The following is a 21,377-nucleotide window of genomic DNA, read 5'->3' on the forward strand; positions in this document are numbered from 1 at the left end:
AAGTAACTGCGTGAACTAAGGAACCGCCGTATACCGAACGGTACGTACGGTGGTGTGGGAGGTCGGCTACTCAACTAATGGGTAGCCTCCTACCCGATTGTGCTAATATTCGGGGCTGCCGGCAACGTCTGCAAATCGTGGGTTTAGCCTGGTAAAGAACGGGAACAATAACCAATCATGAATGTATGCGCATCCTATCGAGGTATTCTCCATGATGGATCGAGGAAAAATATCCCCTCTGCAGATGGCTTTCCTGCTGTATCCGGTTGTCGCGGCAACGGGCGATCTTATCGTCCCGGCCATTACGGCGACAGCGGCAAAGCGCGATATGTGGCTATCGCCTATTTGGTCTTCTCTTGCCGGCTTTCTTCTCGTGTTTGTCGCTTACCGCCTGAACAAGCTGTTTCCGCAGGAGACGTTCATCCAATACAGCCAACATATTTTGGGCCGAATTCCGGGAATGGCGTTCGGGTTTCTATACATCTTCGTGCTGCTGTACGATACTGGGTTTATTTTACGGGAATACGCCGATTTTCTCATCGGTTCTTTTTTCGGTAAAACGCCGATGACGATTGTGCTCGCAAGCATGGTAGCGGTATGCGCTTTTGCCGTGCATGGCGGAGTGGAGGTGCTCGGCAGAGCGGCTCAAGTCATTATGCCCGTCGTTGTTATCGTATGGATTGCGATTGTCGTTTTGCTTATCCCCGATTATAAGATCGAAAATATGTTTCCGGTCATGGAGAACGGAATTGGTCCTTCTCTCAAAGGGGCGATCACGCCGGAAGTATGGTTTTGCCTGTTCTTCCTGACCACCTTTCTGTTTCCCGCTTTGACGCAGCGGCAAAAAGGCTTGAAGTGGGGGATGATTGCGGTATTGTGCGTAATGCTCATGCTATCGCTGCTCAATATGGCCGCTCTGCTGCTGTTCGGCGACATTGCCGGCAATCTGGAGTACCCTTTAATGATTGCCGCGAGATACGTTCGCGTCACCGGTTTTCTGGAGCATCTGGAATCGCTGACTATGGCGGTCTGGGTCGCCAGCGTATTTGTGAAGCTGTCCGTATTTTATTACGCGACGGTGCTAGGTACGGCGCAATTGCTGAACTTGTCCAATTACAAGCCGGTTATATTGCCGATCGGGATGCTGATCGTTATTTTCAGCATATGGTCGTTTGCCAGCATACAGGAGATGGGCGAATTCAGCCGAACGACCGTGCCCCTATACGAGAATGCGTTTTATTTGGTCATCCCTGTATCGCTGCTCCTGCTCGCACAAATCAAAAGCAACCGATGAGAACTCAACGCGTAAGGGGGTTGGATCATGAGGTTCTTGAGAATCATATTAGGGCTTAAGGAATGGTCAAACCGCAAGCAAACAATGCAGCAAGGGGCGCAAGCTCCTTCCGGGCAAGACTTCCTTGCCCCGGACTTGCAAACGAACGAACAAGTGCTTCGCTCCCAGTATGCGAATTGCGCCGACGTCGTTTTTCGCGACATCGCCATAGCCGGGAGCACCAAAGCGCTTCTTCTCTACATAGAAGGTTTATCGAACACGGTCGAGATCGATCAAAGCGTGCTGGCTATGCTCATGGAAAAGGGGCTAGTGAGCAGCGACGTCAAAACGCTGTTGCAGCAAAAAGTGGCGGTTTCCAACATAAAGGAAGTGACGACGTTCACGGAGACGATTCAACACGTCTCTGTCGGCAACCCGATCCTGCTCATCGACGGTCAAAACCGCGGGCTTGCCCTGGGCTTGTCGAAATGGGAGAAAAGATCGATAGAAGAACCGACCGCCGAAGCGGTCATCCGCGGGCCGCGCGAAGGATTTACGGAATCGATCGGAGTAAACACGTCGCTATTGCGAAGGAAGATCCGGTCGCCGAAGCTGAAGATGCAATCGATGACTGTGGGAACTTATACGCAGACGCGTATCATGATCGCCTATATCGAAGGGCTTGCCGACGATACAGTTTTGCAGGAAGTGATGAATCGTCTCGAACGCATCGATATTGACGGCGTTTTGGAAAGCGGCTATATCGAGGAAATGATCGAGGATTACCCGTTTTCGCCGTTCCCGCAAATTTTGAACACGGAACGTCCCGATGTGGCCGCATCGGGCTTGCTCGAAGGCCGCGTCGTCATTTTGGTGGACGGCACTCCGTTTGCGCTCGTTGCGCCGGTAACGCTCTATTCGATGCTGCAATCCGCGGAAGATTATTATCAAAGGTTTCTGATCGGCAGCACGATTCGCTGGCTGCGCTATTTGTTTTTCCTTATCGCGCTTTTGATGCCGTCCATCTACGTAGCGATCTTGACGTTTCACCAAGAGATGATTCCGACGACTCTTTTGCTCAGCATTGCGAAGTCGAGAGAAGAAATCCCTTTTCCGGCTCTAGTGGAAGCCATTCTGATGGAAGTTTCGTTCGAAGCGCTGCGCGAGGCAGGGGTCAGGCTGCCGAAACAGGTCGGCGCCGCGGTCAGCATCGTCGGAGCTTTGGTCATTGGCGAAGCCGCGACTTCGGCAGGGCTTGTCTCTGCGCCGATGGTGATGGTCGTCGCCTTGACAGGGATCGCTTCCTTTACGATTCCCCGCTACGCCACCGGCATCGCGATCCGGATGATCCGCTTTCCCGTCATGTTCCTGGCGGGTACGCTTGGGCTGCTCGGCATTATGCTGGGGCTCATCGTGATCATTATCCATCTTTGCACCATTCGTTCCTTCGGCGTTCCTTATTTGTCGCCGATGGGGCCGATGAAAGCGCGGGATATGAAAGATGTGCTGCTTCGTGCCCCTTGGTGGTCGCTGAATACACGCCCGCATTTAATCGGCGATAACAATCCCTACAGGCAGTCCCGCGGCAACAAGCCGGACTCGAACAAAGGGAGCGAGTAGAGGTGGACGAACTTGATCGAGAAAGGAAAAATCTCCGCACTGCAAATGGCGATGCTGACGAATCCAACCATACTGGCTACCGCCATTTTGTCTGCTCCGGCCATCACGGCGAAGCTTGCCGAACACGATATGTGGCTGTCCCCGGTATGGGCATCCCTGGCCGGAATCGCGGCTGTGTATTTGGCATGGGGGTTAAACAAGCTGTATCCGGCCGAGTCGATAATCGACATCAGCGTTCGGATTGCGGGACGCGCCGCCGGGAAGCTACTCGGGTTCGTCTACCTGTTCTTTTATCTCCACGTCAACGGCATTATTGTACGGGAATACGGGGAGTTCGTAGTCGGTTCGTTTTTGACGAAAACGCCGCTTGGGATTGTGATTGCCAGCATCGTTGCCGTCAGTGCTTTCGCGGTGTACGGCGGGGTGGAAGTGCTGGGGAGATGCGCCCAGATCATGGTTCCGGTCGTCGTGCTTCTCTTTATCGTCATCATCATTTTGCTTTTTCCGGACCTGAACCCCGAAAATATGTTGCCATTCATGGAGAAAGGCATAAAGTCTTCCTTTATGGGAGCCCTTGTGCCGCAAGGCTGGTTCAGCGAATATTTTGTGATGACTTTCCTGCTTCCGCTAGTGGCCGACCGCGCCAAAGCGCCCAAATGGGGCGTCATTTCGGCCATGTCCGTCATGTTCATTCTGGTCATCGGCAACATTACAACGCTCATGCTGTTCGGCGACATCACGGGGACATTGACTTATCCCGTATTGATTGCGGCGCGCTACATTAGCCTGGCCGATTTTTTCGAGCATGTCGAATCTATCGTCATGGCGATATGGGTAACCGGCATGTTTATCAAAATTAGCGTGTTCTACTACATTCTTGCGCTCGGCACCGCCCAATGGCTTAAGCTGTCCGATTTCCGGCCGCTCGTATTGCCGCTCGGACTATGCCTGGCTTCGTTCGGCGTTTGGGCGGCGCCGAATAGCGAGAAGCTGCTTCACGATTTGGGGACGACAATCCCGTTTTATTTGAGCGCGGTGCAAGTAGTGATTCCGCTGCTCCTCTTGCTGATTGCCCTGCTGAAACAAAAGCTTAGGCGGCAGAACGGGGGATAGTTGAGATGAAGGGGTTACTGGCCGGACAAGGTTTCAGATACGTTCTTCTTTGCTTTGTAGCGGCAGCCTCGCTGCCGCTGGCAGGGTGCTGGAACCGGACGGAAGTCAACGATTTGGCTTTGGTGACGGGGGCCGCGATCGATTTGGCCGAAGGGAAGATGATCGAGCTTAGCGTTCAAGTATTTATTCCGCGAACTGGCGGAGGCCAGCAAGCGATGGGAGGCGGAGGAGGCGGCGGCGGAGGCGGTGCGGGAGGCGGTGCGCAAACGCTGGTCAGATCGGGACGCGGAGCGACGATAGCCGAGGCGATGTCCAAGCTTCAGGAGAAATTTCCGCGCAAGCTGTTTTGGGGCCATACCGACGTGTTCATTATTGGGGAGTCGCTCGCCAAACAAGGCATTCGCGATCAGGTCGACTTTTTGATGCGTTTTCCGCAAACTCGCGAACGCGCGGCGATGTTCGTGAGCGAAGGAGAAGCGAAAAAAACGCTTGGCTTCCATCCTCCTCTCGAACGTTCCTCCGCCGAGGTGCTGCGGGAAATGTCGAAATCGAGATTGAGCATGGATGTAGATCTCAAGAAGCTTGCCCAAATGTTGTCCGGCGGTGCCGGGGCAGCCGCTTTGCCTTGGGTGGAAATGCTGCCGCCCGAGAAAGGGCAGATGACCAAGCAATCGATTCCGTACGTCTATGGCGTTGGAGTGTTCAAGAAGGACAGATTGGTCGGGCAGTTGGACGACATAATGACGCGCGGCGTGCTGTGGGTTCGGGACGAGATTGTGAAGGAGACGGTGATCACGATTACTCCGCAGGGCACGGAAGGATACGTTTCGTTCAATCTGGAAAGCAGCACAACGAATGTCGTTCCCGAAATACGGGATAACAAATGGAGCGTCACCATCAACATCGAAACGAATGAAAACCTGATTCAGAACGCAACCAGGCTGGACGTCATGTCAATGAAAGTAAACGATTCTTTGGAGCGCCAGCTGGAGGAAGAAATTCGCCATCGCGTCGAGGAAGCCTGCTCCCACGCGAAGGAGATGGGGACGGATATTTTTGATTTCGCCGATGATTTTCACAGGAAATATCCGAAGCAGTGGAACAGCGTCAAGGCGCACTGGGAAGACAAATTTGCGTCGCTCGAGATCAACGTGGCAACGCGCGTCAAAATACGCCGGCCCGGTTCGACAACTTCCACAGGGGCCAACCGCCCGCAAGATGAGGTGGAGAAACCGTGAAATGGGGCTCCGTGCTTGGGATCGTCTTCGTCGTCATGTTTATGGTCATGTTCCAATGGCCGAAAATGAACGAAACCAGAGAAAAGGTTGCGTTCGCCGTCCTTACGGCGGTTGGTTTTGTTCTGGCTGTTCTGTTGCTCGTAAACCCGGAAATGCCCGGACCTACCCAACTGATCGATGCCGTGTTCAAGCCTCTCGGGGAGCTTCTGGAAAAGTAAGCGCGCCGGAAAACGAAACGCTTATGCCGCCTCTGGCGGTATAAGCGTTTTCGCCTTGGGGCAAACTTGTAGGCAGCGTGAAGCCGGGGGTATGACGGCGAGCAAAGTGCCGGGCATCCCGCAGCCGGCTAAACGCCACATGGACGATTCCGGGGGTTGCGGCTTGTGGTCATGTTGGATGCGGTCATCATTGTTATCGGCATTGGGGCTTTAGCGACTTTACGGCTAGTTCGCCGCATGATCCGGAGCATTGAAACGGTCGTGTACTTCATGGTCGCTGTGACCTTGGTTGAACAGGTGCACTCGGCCATTCCGGACAACTTCAAGCTGATCAAGTTTTCGGCGAACTTTGCAGCTTTTGTTTTCTTTAAAATGAAAGGGTGACAAGGAGGGCTCTCCTCCTGTTTTTTTATATTGTCCGACAATTCCAATGCCGCTGCGCAGAAAAAGGATATGGGCCCCCTTCCGCCGAATACGTTGCTTCAGAGCCGCAATCGGCATCACGTCATAAAGCTCAACTACGAACTCGAAGGACCTTAAGCCATGCTGCGAAAATTCCAAAGCGAAAAACTGCAAATGATCTTTATCGCCATCACGACCGCCATCGCCGGGGATTTCAAAATCGTACCGTTCGGCGGCACCGGCTTCCGGGTAGCGCTCGGCAGCGTCGCGTACTTGCTGCTGCTTCGCCTCATGAATCATTTGTCGTACATTCGGACCGGAATGCTGACTGGCGCTGTCGTTCTCCTGTACCGCATGGACGAAGACTTGCTGTTCGGAGCGGATGTATCGCTTCGGGAAAGCTTTTTGTCGCATTTCCCGGCGGTTATTTACTATTTGCTGTTCGCGATCGGGATGAGCCGCATTCAAAAAGATTTGGACGAGTTCAACCCGCTTCGCGTCGGGGCGATCGTGTCCGGCATCGATTTTATCGCCAACGGGGCGGAGCTTCTCATCCGGCAAGCCTGGATTCAGCCGGCTCCGATCGCCGCAGGGCAATGGCTGTTTTTGCTCGGGCTCGCCATCGTCCGAAGCTACTTCGTCATCGGCCTGTACAGCAGCATTTCCGTCAGCCAGCTGCGGCTGCTCCATAAAGAGCAGAAAAAAAGAATCGAGCAGATGCTGAATTTCGGTTCCGGGCTGTACGGCGAGACGTTTTATTTGAAAAAATCGATGGACGACATCGAGCAAATAACCGCCAGCACGTTTCAGCTGTATCAGCGGCTCAAAGAAAGCGGGCGGAACGGGGAAAGCGCGGAAGCGCTGCGAATCGCCCAGCAGTTCCACGAAGTCAAAAAAGATTCGCAGCGCATATTGGCAGGTCTTCTGAAGCTGTTCGACAGCCAGGTCGTCGTGGACATGCGCCTATCGGAAGTGGTCGAGCATGCGGTAAGGGCGAACCGGCAGTATGCCGAAATGCTGGGGAAAGAAGTATGGTTCGTCACGGAGCTGCGAACGGATTATTCGACGCCCCACTTCATTCCGCTGCTCACTTTGCTCAACAATTTGGCGGCGAATGCGATCGAAACGATTCCGGGGACAGGGTACGTCCGCATCAACGTGCATCAGGACGAGAAGAACACGACGTTCACGGTCACCGATAACGGACCGGGCATACCGGAAACGGACCGGGAGCTTATTTTCGAGCCGGGCTTTACGACTAAGTTCAACGCCGAGGGAGTCGCTTCCACCGGGATCGGTCTCTCGCATGTGCGCGACATTGTCCGTACGTTCGAAGGGGACATCGGCGTGCAGGTGCAGGACGGGGCGACGGAGTTCAAAGTCAGCTTGCCGACAGCGGCGTTAAAGAAGGAGGAGTAAACGATGCTGTCATACGTCATTGTGGACGACGACGCGGCCAGCAGGCGGATGCTGCAGACGATACTGGAGAACGCCGGACTCGGCGAAGTAATCGGGACGGCAAAGAGCGGCAGCGAAGGAGCGGAGCTCATTCTGAAAGTTCGTCCGGACGTCGTTCTGATCGATCTGCTGATGCCCGACCAAGACGGGATCGAGACGATCGGCGTGCTCAAAGCGCAAGGCTATACAGGAAAATTCGTCATGATTTCGCAAGTGGTCAACAAAGAGATGGTCGGCCAGGCGTACCAGATGGGAATCGAATTTTTCATCCATAAGCCGATTAACAAAGTCGAAGTCGAAGCTGTTCTGGAGCGAGTGAGCGGACAGCTGAAGCTGGACCGGTCTTTGTCGGCAATCCGCAAGTCGCTTGCGGCATTGGAGACGGGCCCGTCCGATCCGCGGCCGGCAGCCAGGGAGCGGACCGTCCGGGAAATCGTCCAGCACATCTTGCTGGATATGGGCATCGGCGCGGAAAGCGGAGGCAAAGATATCGCCGCGATTATGGAATATTTGGTCCGGATCGGAGCGGACGAGCTGCCGCCGTTAAAAGATTTATACGAAGCGGTGGCCGCGAAGGACGGCCGCACCCCGGCCGAGGTCGCCAAAGAGGGCAAGGCGATCGAGCAAAGAATTCGCCGCACGGTGGCGAGCGCGCTCGCCAACTTGGCATCTCTCGGCCTGATGGACTACGGCAACCCGAAGTTCGAGCATTATGCGCCGCTTTATTTCGATTTTCAGGACGTGCGCATGATGATGAAAGAAATGGACAACGATGGGGAAACCGGCAAAGGGAAAGTGAACATCAAAAAGTTTTTGCAGGTGTTTTACATGGAAGTGAACGAGAAGCTGCACGAATAAAGCGAAATATTCAGGCTGCCCTGGAAAGGCGGAGCGGAGGATGGAAAAGTAGGCCTATGAGCGTAGCGTGCGTCTTTGAACTCGTGTTCCAGCCTTATTTCCTTGTTCTTTGGAACACGAGTTCAAGAAAGCCGGAGCCCCACATTTTTAGGTCCGCAGCGCTGCCATGCTTTATTGGGCAGCCAGAAATATTCCTAACATCCCGCGGTGCGGGATTTTTTAATTTTTTTTGAAGTTATTTTTTTGCATTTATGTAGGTTCGCGTAGGATTGCGTAGTTGTGTCGATATGATGAACTCAGCATCCCGGGGAAAGGAGGGATATCGTTGATAGCATACAACAAAGTAAACAAGCATTACGGGTCGTTTCATGTTCTTAAAAATGTCGATCTCGAAATCAAGCAGGGAGAAGTCGTCGTGGTGATCGGTCCTTCGGGCTCCGGCAAAAGCACGATGCTGCGCTGCATTAACCGTCTCGAGACGATTTCCAGCGGAGAGCTTACGGTGAACGGCGTCAAAGTGCACGACCGGAAAACCGACATCAACAAGCTGCGCCGCGATATCGGCATGGTGTTCCAGCATTTCAACCTGTACCCGCACATGAAGGTCATCGATAACATTACGCTCGCTCCGATCAAGGTGCTCGGCGTAGATCCGAAAGAAGCGAAACAGACCGCCATGTACTATTTGGAGAAGGTAGGCATTCCGGACAAAGCGGAATCGTACCCTTCGCAGCTGTCCGGCGGACAGCAGCAGCGCGTGGCGATCGCCCGGGGGCTTGCGATGAAGCCGAAAATCATGCTGTTCGATGAGCCGACCTCCGCGCTCGATCCGGAAATGATCGGCGAAGTGCTCGACGTTATGAAGACGCTTGCAAAAGAAGGGATGACGATGGTCGTCGTCACGCACGAAATGGGCTTCGCCAAGGAAGTGGCCGACCGCGTCGTGTTCATGGATCAGGGACAGATCGTCGAGGAAGGGACGCCGGCGGAATTTTTCGCGAATCCGCGCGAAGAGCGGGCCCAGCTGTTCTTAAGCCGTTTGCTCAACCACTAATTTATAGATGAGAGGGGTTTTATCGATGGTGAAAAGTTTCAAGCGGATGTCGGTTTTGAGTCTGGTCGCAGTATTTATGGTGGTGCTCGCTTTGGCAGGGTGCGGAAACAGCCAGACTCCCGCTCCGGCAGCGGGCGGCGACAAGAGCGCTCCGAAAGCGGAAGCTCCGAAGACGGACGCGGCCCAGCCGGCAGCGGCAGGCGGCCTTGACGAAATCAAGAAGCGCGGCAAGCTCGTCGTCGGCGTCAAGTACGATACGTTCCTGTTCGGCTTCAAAAACCCGAGCAGCGGCCAAGTGGAAGGCTTCGACGTCGATATGGCGAAAGCGATCGCGAAGAAAATTTTCGGCGACGAGTCCAAGCTTGAACTGAAGGAAGTAACGTCCAACACCCGCATTCCGATGCTGCAAAAAGGCGACATCGACGCGATCATCGCCACGATGACGATTACCGACGAGCGCAAGCAGCAAGTTGACTTCACCGACGTTTATTTCAAAGCAGGCCAAGCGCTGCTGGTGAAGAAGGGCAGCCCGATCAAGTCGATTGCGGACATCAAGAAAGGCGTGAAGGTGCTCGGCGCGAAAGGCTCCACTTCGGTGAAGAACATCGCTCAGAAAGCTCCGGACGCCACGATTCTCGAGTTCAACAACTACCAGGACGCTTTCGCGGCGCTCAAAGCGGGTCAAGGCGACGCGCTTACGACGGACAACGCGATCCTGTACGGCATGGCGAAGCAAGATCCGAACTATCAAGTCGTCGGCGGCATCTTCACGGATGAGCCTTACGGCATCGCGGTGAAGAAAGGCAACACGGACCTGCAAAAGACGATCAACGATCTGCTGAAGGAAATGAAGCAAGACGGCTCTTACGACAAAATGTATGAAAAATGGATCGGTGAAAAGCCGAGCAAGTAATGGACTGCCGAGGGATGAGCGGCCGTAAGCGGCTGCTCGTCCCGCTCCATTTTCAGGGGAAGGAGGAAGTGCCGTGATCGATTTTTCCATCTTGACGAAATATAGCGATTTTTATATGAAGGGGCTCGGGAACGTCATTGAAGCGTGTTTGATCGCCATGGCGGGCAGCTTCGTTCTCGGTACGATCATCGCCGTGTTCCGGATCGCCCCGATGCGGTGGCTGAATGCAATAGGCGCGTTGTACGTGGAGGTCATCCGCAACATTCCGCTGCTGATGGTCGTGTACGGCTTTTACTTGCTGCCGCCGGTGTTCGGCATGTCGGCCGTCGACGGCTTCAAGTCGGGGACGCTCGGGCTGATCGTCTATACGGCGTCCTACATTGCGGAAGCGGTGCGCGCCGGCATATTGGCGGTGCCGAAAGGCCAGACGGAAGCGGCCAGAGCGTCCGGGCTGACGTATATCCAAACGATGCGCTACATCGTGCTGCCGCAGGCGATTCGGATCGTCATCCCGCCGATCGGCAACCAGTTCCTGAACATCGTGAAAAACTCCGCCATCCTCGGGGTCATCGCAGGCTTCGATCTGATGTACTATGCGGACAAAATTTCGAGCGATACGTTCCAATACTTTAGTCCTTATTTATTCGTCGCGCTGCTTTATCTCGTATTGACGATTCCGATCAGCTTCGGCGTTAAATATTTGGAGCGCAAATTTTCCAAGGCTCGGTAAAGGGGGGATGAAATTTGGATTTCGCAGGCGCGTTTGCATGGGATAACGTCGTATTTATACTGAAAGGACTGCTCGTCACGCTCGAAGTTGCGCTCATTTCGATCGTCCTGAGCTTCGTTATCGGCTGTATCCTCGCTATCGTCCAATACGCCAAAATTCCGGTGCTGTCGCATATTGTAGCAACATGGGTGGAAATTATCCGAAACTTGCCGCTCCTGCTGCTCATTATGTTTACGTATATCGCGCTGCCGGACATCGGGATCAAGCTCGATCCGTTTGTCTCGACGGTGGTGGCATTGACCGTGTTCGAATCGGCGATGCTTGCCGAGATCGTCCGCGGCGGGCTCCGTTCCATCGAGAAGGGCCAGATCGAAGCCGCGCGGTCGTCGGGGCTGACCTATGTGCAGACGCTGTGGCATATCGTCCTGCCGCAAGCGCTCCGCAGCATGGTGCCGCCGACGGTGAGCCAGTTCATTTCGCTGCTGAAGGATACGTCGCTGGCGACGGCCATCGCGCTGCCGGAGCTCGTGCACAATATGAGCATTGTGAAGAGCCAGAACGTAAATTACACGCTGCCGGCCTTCCTGCTGGCAACCATGCTTTACCTGATCGTCAATTTCGCCTTGTCCATCGTGAGCAGACGTCTCGAGCTGAGACGGGCGTAACGGGAATGTAAAAAGAATTCAACGGCGTAACGAAAGCCGTTCCCGCGGTGATTTGCACCGACCGCGGGGGCGGCTTTTTTGCGTTCGGCTGCGTCCGTTCACGCATGCAGGTTCCGTTTGCGGAATTGCTCCGGGGTGAAGCCGGTGCTTTTGCGGAAATAGGAGACGAAGTGGCTGGAATCATTGAAGCCGGTCGAAAGGGCGATATATTTGATCGTAAGGCCGGGGTCGGAAAGCAGAAATTCTTTCGCCTTTTGGATGCGGAACTGCAGCAAATACTGGTAGGCGCTAATGCCGAACACTTTGCGGAACAACGTGTTGATATGCTGCGGGCTGATGTTCGCAATGTCCGCCATCCAGCCGAGGCCGATGTCCGAATTGCCGAACTCTTTTTCGATTTTGACGAGGAGGGGCTTCAGCTTCTCGTGGTCTTTGGATAAGGACGATTGGCCGCTGGAGCGGCCGTACGTTTTGAGAAGCGCCAGAAACGAGTATACTTCCAGCGAGCCGTTGATCCCGGTAACGTAGAAGCTGTACTGGCACTTTTGCTCGAACACGTTGTGAATGTTCGCCAAGGGGCTGTCGGCATCCCAGTTGATCACGGTCATCAGCGGAACGTCGATGGCGGTTACGAGCGAAAACGCCAGCGAGCCTTCGAATGTCAAATACCATGCCCCCCAGTGGCCCGAGACGGGGCAGTAGCTGTGAGGCGTATGCGGATTCAGTAAAATGCCGTGGCAGGGGGGCAGCCGGAACGGGGCGCCGCCGCCTACGATCATCTCGCCGCAGCCGTCGATCGTATGCAGCCAGTGATAATACGGGTATCCGGATTCCCGCATGATGCTTGGCTGTTGCGCCTGGTAGCCGACGGACTCAATGTGCAAGGGGAGCTGCTGGTCTACTTCCGTAATCATGAAATGTCTGCGGTATTCGCTGCTAGGCATGTACTCACCGGCTTTCATTTTTTTATATGGAAAGTAGATAATCTTATATTTCATTTTACGTTCAAATCGGGTAAATATGGAAGTAGGACATTCTGAATGTTATATACTCTGGCGGTGCAATTCCTTGAGACCATTTGTTTGCAATTGCGCTTCATCGTTGTCGCACGTGATGAAAGCGCTATCATATCTGGGGAGGGATTCGTCCGATGCAAGAGCTGACGCAACACTATGAACCTGCCTCTACTCTTCCGCTTTATTTAAAAAGCGTGCAGACAGGCAAGCTGCACGTGCCGGGCGGCAGCGGCGGGAGCAAATCTTCTTTTGTCTGGATTCAGCCGCTGTCGCCGCAAGGAACTTTGCAAATCGAAGACGAGCGGATTCAGCTTGCGAGCGGTGAAGGAGTTTTGCTGTACGCCGCGGACAATCGCGTTCAGAGGATCCATTCCAGAGATGCTATTTTTAGGGCCGTCACGTTCGGGGGAACGCTGGCCCTGTCTCTTCTTTCCTCTTTTCAATTGGCGCCCGGCTTGTACGGCTGGGACGAAAAATCGGTGCTGTCCGCGTTTTTGCGCAATTCGTGGGAAGCGTCGCTGGATAATAAGGACTACACCGATCTGGAAGGCTCGAATTTGCTTTACACGTTCCTCGTGCTGCTCAAACAGTGCGCCGGCTGGCGCAGTCCCGTTGCCGCGGCGAAGCGGGCGCCGCAGTTCGAGAAGCTGCTGTGCCATTTGCAGAACGAATACGCCGATCCGGAGCTCGGCATCGAAACGATGGCCAAGGTGATGGGGGTCAGTCCGCAGCATCTGCACGCGATGTTTAAAAAGTATACGGGCGTCAGTCCTTATTCCTATTTGCTCCATCTGCGCCTCGACAAATCGAAGGAGCTGCTGCTTTGCACCGACTATACCGTGAAAAAAATCGCGGCGATGGTCGGCTTCCGGGACGTGTGCCATTACATAGCCAGCTTCCGCAAAAGCACCGGATGGACGCCTGAAAAATACCGCAGCCGTGAAGCGCACCAGCTCGCCGTTACATAGTTTTGTTATATATAATCCGATAATATCCATATTTCATATTTTATGGATTTCCCTATAATTAATTGTAATTCATTGCATTCGTTTTCATAACTACAGAATGGGAGATGAACGTATGAACATGAAAAAGGGGCTCACCATCAGTCTGGCCGCACTGCTCGCCGCAGCCGCCGCCGGCTGCAGCAGCTCGACAAACGCCGGAGGCGACACGGCCAAACCGTCGTCCGGCTCCAAGGAGAAGGTGCAGCTCACACTGTGGTACTGGAACCGCTCGATCGACGACAACTTGCTGGCGCAAGTGAACAAACAGTTTCCGAACATCGAGCTGAAAGCGGAAAAGATCGGCGGAGATTTCCGCGCCAAGCTCATTACGACGATTACAGCGGGGACGGGGGCGCCCGATATTACCGGAATGAACTCCGATATCGCCACCTACTTCCCGAGCAAAGATAAATTTGTCAATTTGTTCGACCTTGGGGCGCAGAAGGAAGCGGGCAATTATTTGGAGTGGAAGTGGAAGCAAGGCGTTACCGGCGACGGCAAATTTATGCTCGGCTATCCGATGGATACCGGCCCTACCGCCCTGTTTTACCGCGCCGATCTGTTCGAGAAGGCAGGGCTTCCGTCCGACCCGGCGCAAGTGACGGCACAGCTGAAAGATTGGAACGCCTACATCGATGCCGCCAGAAAAATGAAAGCGGCGACGAACGGCCAAGTGTTCATGTTCGACAACATCTCGACGATCTACATGCAGTCTCTCGCCCAAGGCGACAAAGTGTATTTCGATACAACCGATAAATTTATCGGCGACCAGCCTCACATCAAAGCGGCTTGGGACCGAGCAGTCAGCATAAGCAAGGAAGGGCTTTCGGCCAAAATCGGAGGCGGGACGAACGACTGGAACGCCGCCATGAACAACGGCAAAATCGCCTCCTTCATCGGCGCCGCGTGGATGATGCAAATTCTCGCGGAGGCGGCGCCCGACACGAAAGGCAAATGGCGGATCGCCCGCGCTCCGGGCGGCGACGGCAACAACGGCGGATCGTTCCTGGCGATTCCGAAGCAATCCAAGCATCCGAACGAAGCGTTCGAAGTGATCAAATGGCTGCAGAGCCCGGAAAACCAACTGCAGGCGTTCACTACGATGTCGCTGTATCCGTCGGCGCCTTCCGTGCTGAAAGACGCCAAGATGAACCAGCCGGCCGAATTTTTCGGCGGAGAAAAGGTCAACGAAACGTTTGCGGAATCGGCCAATCACGTCAAACCCGCCTACTTCGGCGCTTACGCCAACATTCCGAGCAAAGCGTTCGGCGACGAGCTGACGAACGTGGAGCAGCAAAATAAAGATCCGGAGAAAGCTTATGCGGATGCTCTCGCCAATGCGAAGAAGCAGCTGGAGCAAGCGACCCACTAACCAAACGAACCGGGATTCGGATGCCGCGAATCCCGGTTCCATCTGAGCAGCTGTTTCCGAAGGGGTGATTATCGATGAGCGATACGAACGTCAGTCTCGCGGCAGGGGCTTCAAAGCGCGGCGGAAGCCAGCTGTGGCGCGAGATTTACAAGCATAGAGTCATCTATTTGTTCATCTCGCCGTTCTTTATTTTGTTTGCGGTGTTCGGCCTGTTCCCGATTCTGTTTTCGCTCTATTTGTCGCTGCACAAATGGGACGGCATCGGCGAAATGAAATATTTGGGGCTTGGGCAATATAACTATTTGCTGCATGACGCGGATTTCTGGAAATCGATCTTGAACACGCTGGAGATCTGGATTATTTCCACGATCCCGATGCTGTTTTTCGCCCTGCTGATCGCTTTCCTGCTCAATTCCACATTTGTGCGCTTCCGCAACGTGTACCGCGTCATTTATTTTTTACCGAACGTCACTTCCATCGTGGCCGTTGCGATCGTATTCGGCACGATTTTCGGGGATAACTACGGCTTTTTGAACTTCCTGCTGAAGACGTTGGGGCTGCAGCCCGTCAAATGGCTCAGCTCGCCCGTCATGCTTAAAGTGGCGATCGCCGTCATGGTCATTTGGCGCTGGACCGGGTACAATTCGATCATTTATTTGGCCGGACTGCAAAGCATTTCGAACGAGCTTTACGAAGCCGCGCGCATCGACGGGGCCAATTTGATGCAAACGTTTTTCCGGATTACGATTCCGATAATTCGCCCGATCATTTTGTTTACTTTGATCACGTCGACGATCGGCGGCATGCAAATTTTCACCGAGCCGCAAGTGCTGACCAACAATTCGGGCGGACCCGAACACGGCGGCATGACGATCGTGCTCTACTTGTACCAGCAATCGTTCCTCAACCATATGTTCGGCTACGGCTCCGCGGTGGCGTGGGGAATGTTCGTGATCATCGCCGTCTTCTCGCTCATCAACTGGAAAATCGTGCAGTTGACGGAGAGAAAATAAAGGAGAGGAGGAGCCTCGATGAATGGCAGGTTTCACCCCAAAAGCTTGTTGTATCAAATTCCTCTCTTGCTCGGCGCCATTATATCCATGTTTCCGTTCTACTGGATCATCGTCATGTCCACCCGCAAAACGAGCGACGTGTTCCGGTTTCCGCCCAAAGTGACATTCGGCACCGAGCTGCTCACGAATATGAAGCATGTGTTCCAAAATATGGACTTTTTCGGCGCCTTTTTGAATACGGTGTTTATCGCTTCTTGCCATACAGTGCTTGTGCTGCTCTTCTGTTCGCTGGCCGGCTTCGCTTTCGCCAAATACCAATTCCCGGGCAACAAAGTGCTCTTTAACATCCTGCTTGTGTCGATGATGGTTCCCGGCCAGCTCTCGCTCATACCGTCTTTCCTTATTATGCAGAAGCTGGGCTGGATCGGTTCCTTCAAGGCTTTGATCATACCGGGGATGGCGAGCGCTTTCGGCATTTTTTGGATGAGGCAGTACGCCAAGGAGGCGATTCACGAGGAGCTGCTGAACGCCGGCAAAATCGACGGCTGCGGCGATTTCCGCCTGTACTGGAACGTAGCTTTGCCCGTGCTGCGGCCGGCGCTCGCGTTTCTCGGCATCTTTACCTTCATCGGCACGTGGAACGATTATTTATGGCCGCTTATCATCATAAATGACTCCAAAAAATATACGCTGCAAATCGCGCTGTCGCAGCTGAACGGCATTTACAATACGGACTATGCCATGGTCATGGCGGGTACGTTTTTTGCCACCTTCCCGCTCATCGTCGTATTTTTGTTCGTCAGCCGGCAGTTCATTTCCGATATTGCTGCCGGAGCAGTGAAAGCATGACGTCGCCGCTGAGCGGAGGCGCTGGTGCAGCATCGATCGATGCGGGAACCGGCAAAAGGCGGCAGAGTTTTATGCGAAGGAAAAGGAACGACGCAACGCAGTGAAAAAGCCGCCCGATCTCGAGGATCGGGCGGCTTTTTGCTTGCGCGAAAACTTACGTTTTTTGCGAGCGGCGATATTTATATTGGCTCCATTGGTAGTGGATAAAACACCCGATACAGAAGCCGAGAATGGCAACGAAAGCCGCCAAAGCCACCATCGCGGTGAAGATGTAGCCCGCTGCCGTCCAATGCAGAATGAAGCTGATGAAACCGAGGAAAAGAAGCGTGCATGCGATCGTTTGATTGAATTTTTGCTGGGCCGCGTCTTCCGGAACGTAGAGGGACGGATCTTTTTTGAGGAACGGTCTGGCCAGTTGGACGACAGGGTTGAAATTCAGCAGTATGCCCATCAGGCCGGCGACGAGCGGCAGCAAGAGCAGCCAGTACATGCCCGTCAGCCACGAGAGCACTACGGAAAGCACAATAAACCATTGATTCGTTCTGACGAGCGGGCGGGGAATCGATTTCGGCACATCGGCCATCGATATCATTCCTCCTGTAATGGAATTTCACAATAGTATATCAATTATTCAACGAACAGACGAATAATCCTTTAAGCAGATAAATGTCATATTAATGACATATAACATAACACAAATGTTGACAAAAGGCGAATCGTCTGTATAATTATCGTAAATAAAGTCATATATTATGACTAATACATGACATTGCATATGGGCTGCAAGAACTGAATTTTAGTTTCAAGCTGGATAGGAGGATGGTCGCCAATGGGGAGCGACAAGCAAATTATTGCGTTGCCGGCATTGACCCTCGAGAAAATGATGCAATTTGTGCAGCTGTGCAATGCGAGCAAATGTGACATTATGCTGAGCAAAGGCGAGAAGCAAGTAAGCGGAAAAGGGATTTTGGGCGTCGTCTCCTTCATGCTGACTTTGCGGGAAGGAGAGTCTGTCGCGGTAATCGTCAATGGCGAGGATGCAGATAACGTGCTGCGCCAGATTCAGGAGCTGCTGGTATCGAGCCGGACGCTGGCTATGTAAAGGCACCCGGCAAAGGCGGATTTCATTGCGGACAATGACGAAAATGACAGGCGCGGCCCATATGCGGACAAACCCGGCTTTTCGCCCGTATCCCGCCGGCATACTTGCATCTTTGCGGCGGAGCGGCAGGAGCTGCCGAATACTGTCCCGCCCCGCCCAGCTCTTTTTAAAGCTGACCGTCTTAAGCCCTCCGAGTGCGGAAAGTTGGCGTATGATCCCCATTTGTGAAAATTTTGTGAATGACATATTTCAACAGATTATTTGCGCCGCTGCGATTATACTTATGGCTGGTTAGCGTCATTTTTTGAAAGGAAGACATAGGATATGGTGAATTACGCCGAGTCATTGGAAGACGCAATTGAAAGATTAAAGGATGAATTGACAAAATTATCCACGAAATACGGTGGAGTTCTCCATCCGGAGGTGCTGCGGGTCAGCTGTCTGATCGACGAGCTGATTATTAAGTATTACAAGCAGTAAGCCGGCACGGCAGCGGATCGGCACAATAAGCTTAGATGGCAAACGGGAAGATGCCTGCGGCAATTCGCGTTTTTTTACAGCTTTATCGCGAAATAATATTTCGTCGACAGTTATTGACAAGGGAAATATTATTACTTATGATGATCCTAACAGCGACAGTTGCTAGAAGGGGGGAGGCAGTTTCGTCATCGGTTTTTGCTTCGGCTGTTGCCTGCAGTCGGGCCGCCGGCGAGCTGCTTTTCCGCGCAATTGCTTTATGTAAGCGGATTCTCGCGAACGTTTTAAGCATGCTACGCAGTCGACATGGAGGCAGACTGCAAGATTTGCCGAAGCTGGGCTCATGCTTTGAAGGGCTTCCTCATCGCTGCCGGGCAAAGCAAGCGTTTCGCCATCATCCAGATCCATCCAAGGGGGAATTGAGCTTGAAAACAAAACGTCTTCTGCTCGCTTGTCTAATTACTATCGGTCTCGCCGTTACCGGCTGTTCCAAAGCCGCGCCGAAGGATAACGCTTCCGGCGCCGCCCAGACGGCTCCCGCCAAATCCGCCCAACCGAGCGAGCTTGTGATCGCGACCGATCAAGATCCGGTCGGCTTCGATCCGCACAAAGTGCCCGCCGCATCCAGCGTGAAAATCTATAGCCTCGTCTATGACACATTGACTCGTCTGGACGCCGATCTGAACATTATTCCGAGCCTGGCGACGAAGTGGACGGTAGCTCCCGACGGCAAAACGGTCACGTTCGACTTGCAGAAAGGCGTCAAATTCCACAACGGCCGCGAAATGACTTCCGCCGACGTGAAATACAGCTTCGACCGCATTCTCGATCCGAATACGGGGGCGCTCGCCAAGTCGTACTTTACGAGCGTAGCGTCGATCGAAACGCCGGACCCGTACCAGGTCGTGTTTAAACTGAAAAACGTCGACTCCGCCTTGATTGCCAACGTGGCGAGCGTATATACGGCGATCGTGCCGAAAGAAGTGACCGATCTGAACAAAGAGATGGTCGGCACGGGCCCGTTCAAAATGGGCTCCGTCGAAGCGGGCCAGTCGGTGACGCTGGTAAAAAACCCGGACTATTTCGTCAAAGATATGCCGAAGGTCGATTCGATCAAGTTCCGCATCATGAAAGACGAAGCCGAGCGGCTCGCCGCCGTCCGCACCGGCAAGATCGACCTGACGACCGTGTCCGCCGATTCCGCCAAGCTTCTCGAGAACGCCAAGGGCGTTTCCGTGAAAAGCTACCAGTCGATGGAATACGGCTACCTCGGCATCAACGTGAAGAAAAAGCCTTTCGACGACGCACGCGTCCGCCAGGCGCTCAGCTATGCGGTAGACCGGAACGAAATCGTGAGCACGGTATGGAAAGGCCAAGGCCAAATTACCGGACCGATCTCTTCCGCGCAAAAGGCTTATGCCGTAAACGTCGGCGACTCGCCGCTGTACAAAAAAGATATCGACAAAGCGAAGCAGCTGCTGAAAGAAGCGGGCTACGAGAACGGCTTCGACACCGTCATCCAGACGGCTTCGACGTACCCGGACATGATCGAGTCGGCGCAAGTGATTCAGCAGCAGCTGAAGGCGATCGGCATCAACGCAAAGATCGAGCAGCTGGAATGGGCGAAATACATCGAGACGTGGAAGTCCAAGGACGCTACGCTGCTCGTCGGGCGCAACACCGCCGGCACGGACCCGGACCGCTCGCTCCGCTTCTTCTTCTCCACGACAGGCGGCGCGAACGTGTGGAACTATTCCAACAAAGATTTCGACGCCATTGTGCAGAAGGCGCTGGAGACGAACGATCTCGAGCAGCGCAAAAAGCTGTATAACGATGCGCAAAACATGCTGCTCAGCGATTCGCCGAACTTGTTCCTGGCGTCGCCGAAATATTTTTACGCCGTGAGCGACCGCGTCGACGGCTTCGCTCCGAACGCGGCAAGCGAAGCGTACGCCATCATGAAAACGTCGCTTAAAAAGTAAATGGTTGAAATGGGAAGGCGGTACAAGTACCGCCTTCCTAGATTTCCGGGGGTGCTATCATGACTCGCTTCATACTTAAACGGCTCGCCGGATTAGTGCCGATTTTGTTCGGCATTTCCGTCCTCGTCTTCCTCATCCTTCATCTCGTTCCCGGGGATCCGGTCCTGATCATGCTCGGCACGAACGCCACCGACGAATCGGTGCGGGTGCTGCGGGAGCAGCTCGGGCTGAACCAGCCGCTCGCGGTGCAGTACGGAAAATGGATCTTCCATTTGCTGCAAGGCGATTTCGGCACCTCCGTCCATACGGGCAACGCCATTTTGCCGGAAATCGTCCAGCGCTTCGGCGTTACGCTGCAGCTCACCGTGCTCGCTTCGCTGATCGGATGGATCGTCGCCATCCCGGTCGGGATGGTCTCGGCGGTCAAATCCGGATCTGTCACCGACGTAACGGGGCGCGTGGCGGCCTTGCTCGGCATCTCGGTGCCGAATTTTGCCGTAGGGACGCTGCTCCTGCTCGTCTTTTCGCTGTATATCGGCTGGTTTCCGCCGATGGATTTCGTCAATGTGTGGGACGATCCGGCGGCGGCGTTGCAAAAGCTTATTTTGCCCGCGGTGACGATGGGCATCGTGATGGCTGCGGGCGTCATGCGGATGACGCGCTCAACGTTTCTGGAAACGCTCAGCAAAGATTTTATCCGCACGGCGCGGGCGAAAGGCGCTTCCGAGTGGAAAATTTTGTTCGCCCACGCGTTCCGCAATTCGGCCATCCCGATCGTCACGATCGCCGGCATGCAGTTCGGCTATTTGCTGGGCGGTTCGGTAATCGTCGAACAGCTGTTTTCCATTCCCGGCCTCGGCCAATATATTCTGGACGGCATCCATCAGCGCGATTACCCGGTCGTCCAGGGCGGCGTATTGTTTGTCGCACTCGTATTCGTGTTGATCAATTTGGCGGTGGATATCGTATATTCCCTCATTGATCCGAGGATTAAGTACTAGAAGGGGGAGCCACCAC

General features: G+C 53.9%; 22 protein-coding genes and 1 pseudogene. 21 read left to right on the plus strand and 2 right to left on the minus strand.

Annotated elements, in window-relative coordinates:
* Window positions 1-211: 211 nt before the first annotated feature.
* The 12 genes from SD70_RS10920 to SD70_RS10975 all read left to right on the plus strand — a co-directional run bounded on the left by SD70_RS10920 (window position 212) and on the right by SD70_RS10975 (window position 11,542).
* The gene (locus SD70_RS10920; protein WP_052487288.1) at window positions 212-1,294 is read left to right on the plus strand and encodes a GerAB/ArcD/ProY family transporter; all 1,083 of its coding nucleotides are present in this window, start codon (window positions 212-214) and stop codon (window positions 1,292-1,294) included.
* Between the two features lie 27 nt (window positions 1,295-1,321).
* Window positions 1,322-2,893: a spore germination protein gene (locus SD70_RS10925; RefSeq protein ID WP_394297953.1), complete on the plus strand. Its 1,572-nt coding sequence runs from the start codon at window positions 1,322-1,324 to the stop codon at window positions 2,891-2,893.
* 12 nt (window positions 2,894-2,905) lie between these two features.
* Complete coding sequence (locus SD70_RS10930; protein ID WP_197080994.1) at window positions 2,906-4,006, plus strand: GerAB/ArcD/ProY family transporter; 1,101 nt, start codon at window positions 2,906-2,908, stop codon at window positions 4,004-4,006.
* A gap of 5 nt (window positions 4,007-4,011) precedes the next feature.
* Window positions 4,012-5,244, plus strand: a complete 1,233-nt coding sequence (locus SD70_RS10935; RefSeq protein ID WP_052487289.1) for a Ger(x)C family spore germination protein — start codon at window positions 4,012-4,014, stop codon at window positions 5,242-5,244.
* On the plus strand, window positions 5,241-5,462 hold the full coding sequence (locus SD70_RS10940) for a hypothetical protein (protein WP_041047614.1): 222 nt from the start codon (window positions 5,241-5,243) through the stop codon (window positions 5,460-5,462). The genes SD70_RS10935 and SD70_RS10940 overlap by 4 nt, the downstream gene beginning before the upstream one ends.
* Before the next feature lie 165 nt (window positions 5,463-5,627).
* Window positions 5,628-5,846: a hypothetical protein gene (locus tag SD70_RS10945; RefSeq protein ID WP_041047615.1), complete on the plus strand. Its 219-nt coding sequence runs from the start codon at window positions 5,628-5,630 to the stop codon at window positions 5,844-5,846.
* Between the two features lie 159 nt (window positions 5,847-6,005).
* The gene (locus tag SD70_RS39220) at window positions 6,006-7,283 is read left to right on the plus strand and encodes an ATP-binding protein (RefSeq protein ID WP_041047616.1); all 1,278 of its coding nucleotides are present in this window, start codon (window positions 6,006-6,008) and stop codon (window positions 7,281-7,283) included.
* A 3-nt stretch (window positions 7,284-7,286) separates the two neighbouring features.
* Window positions 7,287-8,180, plus strand: a complete 894-nt coding sequence (locus SD70_RS10955; RefSeq protein ID WP_197080995.1) for a response regulator — start codon at window positions 7,287-7,289, stop codon at window positions 8,178-8,180.
* 325 nt (window positions 8,181-8,505) lie between these two features.
* The gene (locus tag SD70_RS10960) at window positions 8,506-9,234 is read left to right on the plus strand and encodes an amino acid ABC transporter ATP-binding protein (RefSeq protein ID WP_041047617.1); all 729 of its coding nucleotides are present in this window, start codon (window positions 8,506-8,508) and stop codon (window positions 9,232-9,234) included.
* A gap of 25 nt (window positions 9,235-9,259) precedes the next feature.
* A complete protein-coding gene (locus SD70_RS10965) occupies window positions 9,260-10,147 on the plus strand; it encodes a glutamate ABC transporter substrate-binding protein (protein ID WP_052487290.1) in 888 nt (295 codons plus the stop codon).
* A 73-nt stretch (window positions 10,148-10,220) separates the two neighbouring features.
* Window positions 10,221-10,877, plus strand: coding sequence for an amino acid ABC transporter permease (locus tag SD70_RS10970; RefSeq protein WP_041047618.1), 657 nt, complete (start codon window positions 10,221-10,223; stop codon window positions 10,875-10,877).
* 14 nt (window positions 10,878-10,891) lie between these two features.
* Complete coding sequence (locus SD70_RS10975; RefSeq protein ID WP_041047619.1) at window positions 10,892-11,542, plus strand: amino acid ABC transporter permease; 651 nt, start codon at window positions 10,892-10,894, stop codon at window positions 11,540-11,542.
* 98 nt (window positions 11,543-11,640) lie between these two features.
* Here SD70_RS10975 and SD70_RS10980 read toward each other — a convergent pair whose 3' ends face one another.
* Window positions 11,641-12,486 (minus strand): AraC family transcriptional regulator, encoded by an 846-nt coding sequence (locus tag SD70_RS10980; RefSeq protein WP_197080996.1) that lies wholly within the window; start codon window positions 12,484-12,486, stop codon window positions 11,641-11,643.
* A 206-nt stretch (window positions 12,487-12,692) separates the two neighbouring features.
* On the opposite strand from SD70_RS10980, the gene SD70_RS10985 reads away from it, so the two are divergent.
* The 5 genes and pseudogenes from SD70_RS10985 to SD70_RS40295 all read left to right on the plus strand — a co-directional run.
* On the plus strand, window positions 12,693-13,526 hold the full coding sequence (locus SD70_RS10985) for an AraC family transcriptional regulator (RefSeq protein ID WP_041047620.1): 834 nt from the start codon (window positions 12,693-12,695) through the stop codon (window positions 13,524-13,526).
* A 112-nt stretch (window positions 13,527-13,638) separates the two neighbouring features.
* Entirely contained in the window at window positions 13,639-14,937 is a 1,299-nt protein-coding gene (locus tag SD70_RS10990; RefSeq protein WP_041047621.1) for an extracellular solute-binding protein, read from the plus strand.
* A gap of 74 nt (window positions 14,938-15,011) precedes the next feature.
* A complete protein-coding gene (locus SD70_RS10995) occupies window positions 15,012-15,950 on the plus strand; it encodes a carbohydrate ABC transporter permease (protein WP_082053263.1) in 939 nt (312 codons plus the stop codon).
* Window positions 15,951-15,968: 18 nt separating this feature from the next.
* Window positions 15,969-16,799, plus strand: a complete 831-nt coding sequence (locus SD70_RS11000; protein ID WP_041047622.1) for a carbohydrate ABC transporter permease — start codon at window positions 15,969-15,971, stop codon at window positions 16,797-16,799.
* 16 nt (window positions 16,800-16,815) lie between these two features.
* A pseudogene (locus SD70_RS40295) lies at window positions 16,816-16,872 on the plus strand (CGNR zinc finger domain-containing protein); the annotation flags it as partial.
* Between the two features lie 81 nt (window positions 16,873-16,953).
* On the opposite strand, the gene SD70_RS11005 reads toward SD70_RS40295, so the two are convergent.
* On the minus strand, window positions 16,954-17,382 hold the full coding sequence (locus SD70_RS11005) for a DUF4395 domain-containing protein (protein WP_156157978.1): 429 nt from the start codon (window positions 17,380-17,382) through the stop codon (window positions 16,954-16,956).
* 246 nt (window positions 17,383-17,628) lie between these two features.
* On the opposite strand from SD70_RS11005, the gene SD70_RS11010 reads away from it, so the two are divergent.
* The 4 genes from SD70_RS11010 to SD70_RS11020 all read left to right on the plus strand — a co-directional run bounded on the left by SD70_RS11010 (window position 17,629) and on the right by SD70_RS11020 (window position 21,361).
* Window positions 17,629-17,901: an HPr family phosphocarrier protein gene (locus tag SD70_RS11010; protein WP_041047624.1), complete on the plus strand. Its 273-nt coding sequence runs from the start codon at window positions 17,629-17,631 to the stop codon at window positions 17,899-17,901.
* Window positions 17,902-18,225: 324 nt separating this feature from the next.
* On the plus strand, window positions 18,226-18,381 hold the full coding sequence (locus tag SD70_RS34725) for an aspartyl-phosphate phosphatase Spo0E family protein (RefSeq protein ID WP_082053264.1): 156 nt from the start codon (window positions 18,226-18,228) through the stop codon (window positions 18,379-18,381).
* 422 nt (window positions 18,382-18,803) lie between these two features.
* Complete coding sequence (locus SD70_RS11015) at window positions 18,804-20,360, plus strand: ABC transporter substrate-binding protein (RefSeq protein WP_041047625.1); 1,557 nt, start codon at window positions 18,804-18,806, stop codon at window positions 20,358-20,360.
* Window positions 20,361-20,419: 59 nt separating this feature from the next.
* Window positions 20,420-21,361, plus strand: a complete 942-nt coding sequence (locus SD70_RS11020) for an ABC transporter permease (protein ID WP_041047626.1) — start codon at window positions 20,420-20,422, stop codon at window positions 21,359-21,361.
* Window positions 21,362-21,377 lie beyond the last annotated feature (16 nt).

This window comes from Gordoniibacillus kamchatkensis (assembly GCF_000829455.1).
GTDB classification, from domain to species: domain Bacteria; phylum Bacillota; class Bacilli; order Paenibacillales; family NBRC-103111; genus Gordoniibacillus; species Gordoniibacillus kamchatkensis.

Coding starts and splice junctions, on each gene's coding strand:
- SD70_RS10985 (WP_041047620.1), top strand. CDS start 12,693: ATGCAAGAGCTGACGCAACACTATGAACCTGCCTCTACTCTTCCGCTT.
- SD70_RS10965 (WP_052487290.1), top strand. CDS start 9,260: ATGGTGAAAAGTTTCAAGCGGATGTCGGTTTTGAGTCTGGTCGCAGTA.
- SD70_RS10955 (WP_197080995.1), top strand. CDS start 7,287: ATGCTGTCATACGTCATTGTGGACGACGACGCGGCCAGCAGGCGGATG.
- SD70_RS11010 (WP_041047624.1), top strand. CDS start 17,629: ATGGGGAGCGACAAGCAAATTATTGCGTTGCCGGCATTGACCCTCGAG.
- SD70_RS10995 (WP_082053263.1), top strand. CDS start 15,012: ATGAGCGATACGAACGTCAGTCTCGCGGCAGGGGCTTCAAAGCGCGGC.
- SD70_RS10980 (WP_197080996.1), bottom strand. CDS start 12,486: ATGCCTAGCAGCGAATACCGCAGACATTTCATGATTACGGAAGTAGAC.
- SD70_RS10920 (WP_052487288.1), top strand. CDS start 212: ATGATGGATCGAGGAAAAATATCCCCTCTGCAGATGGCTTTCCTGCTG.
- SD70_RS34725 (WP_082053264.1), top strand. CDS start 18,226: ATGGTGAATTACGCCGAGTCATTGGAAGACGCAATTGAAAGATTAAAG.
- SD70_RS10935 (WP_052487289.1), top strand. CDS start 4,012: ATGAAGGGGTTACTGGCCGGACAAGGTTTCAGATACGTTCTTCTTTGC.
- SD70_RS10925 (WP_394297953.1), top strand. CDS start 1,322: ATGAGGTTCTTGAGAATCATATTAGGGCTTAAGGAATGGTCAAACCGC.
- SD70_RS11000 (WP_041047622.1), top strand. CDS start 15,969: ATGAATGGCAGGTTTCACCCCAAAAGCTTGTTGTATCAAATTCCTCTC.
- SD70_RS10990 (WP_041047621.1), top strand. CDS start 13,639: ATGAACATGAAAAAGGGGCTCACCATCAGTCTGGCCGCACTGCTCGCC.
- SD70_RS11005 (WP_156157978.1), bottom strand. CDS start 17,382: ATGGCCGATGTGCCGAAATCGATTCCCCGCCCGCTCGTCAGAACGAAT.
- SD70_RS11020 (WP_041047626.1), top strand. CDS start 20,420: ATGACTCGCTTCATACTTAAACGGCTCGCCGGATTAGTGCCGATTTTG.
- SD70_RS39220 (WP_041047616.1), top strand. CDS start 6,006: ATGCTGCGAAAATTCCAAAGCGAAAAACTGCAAATGATCTTTATCGCC.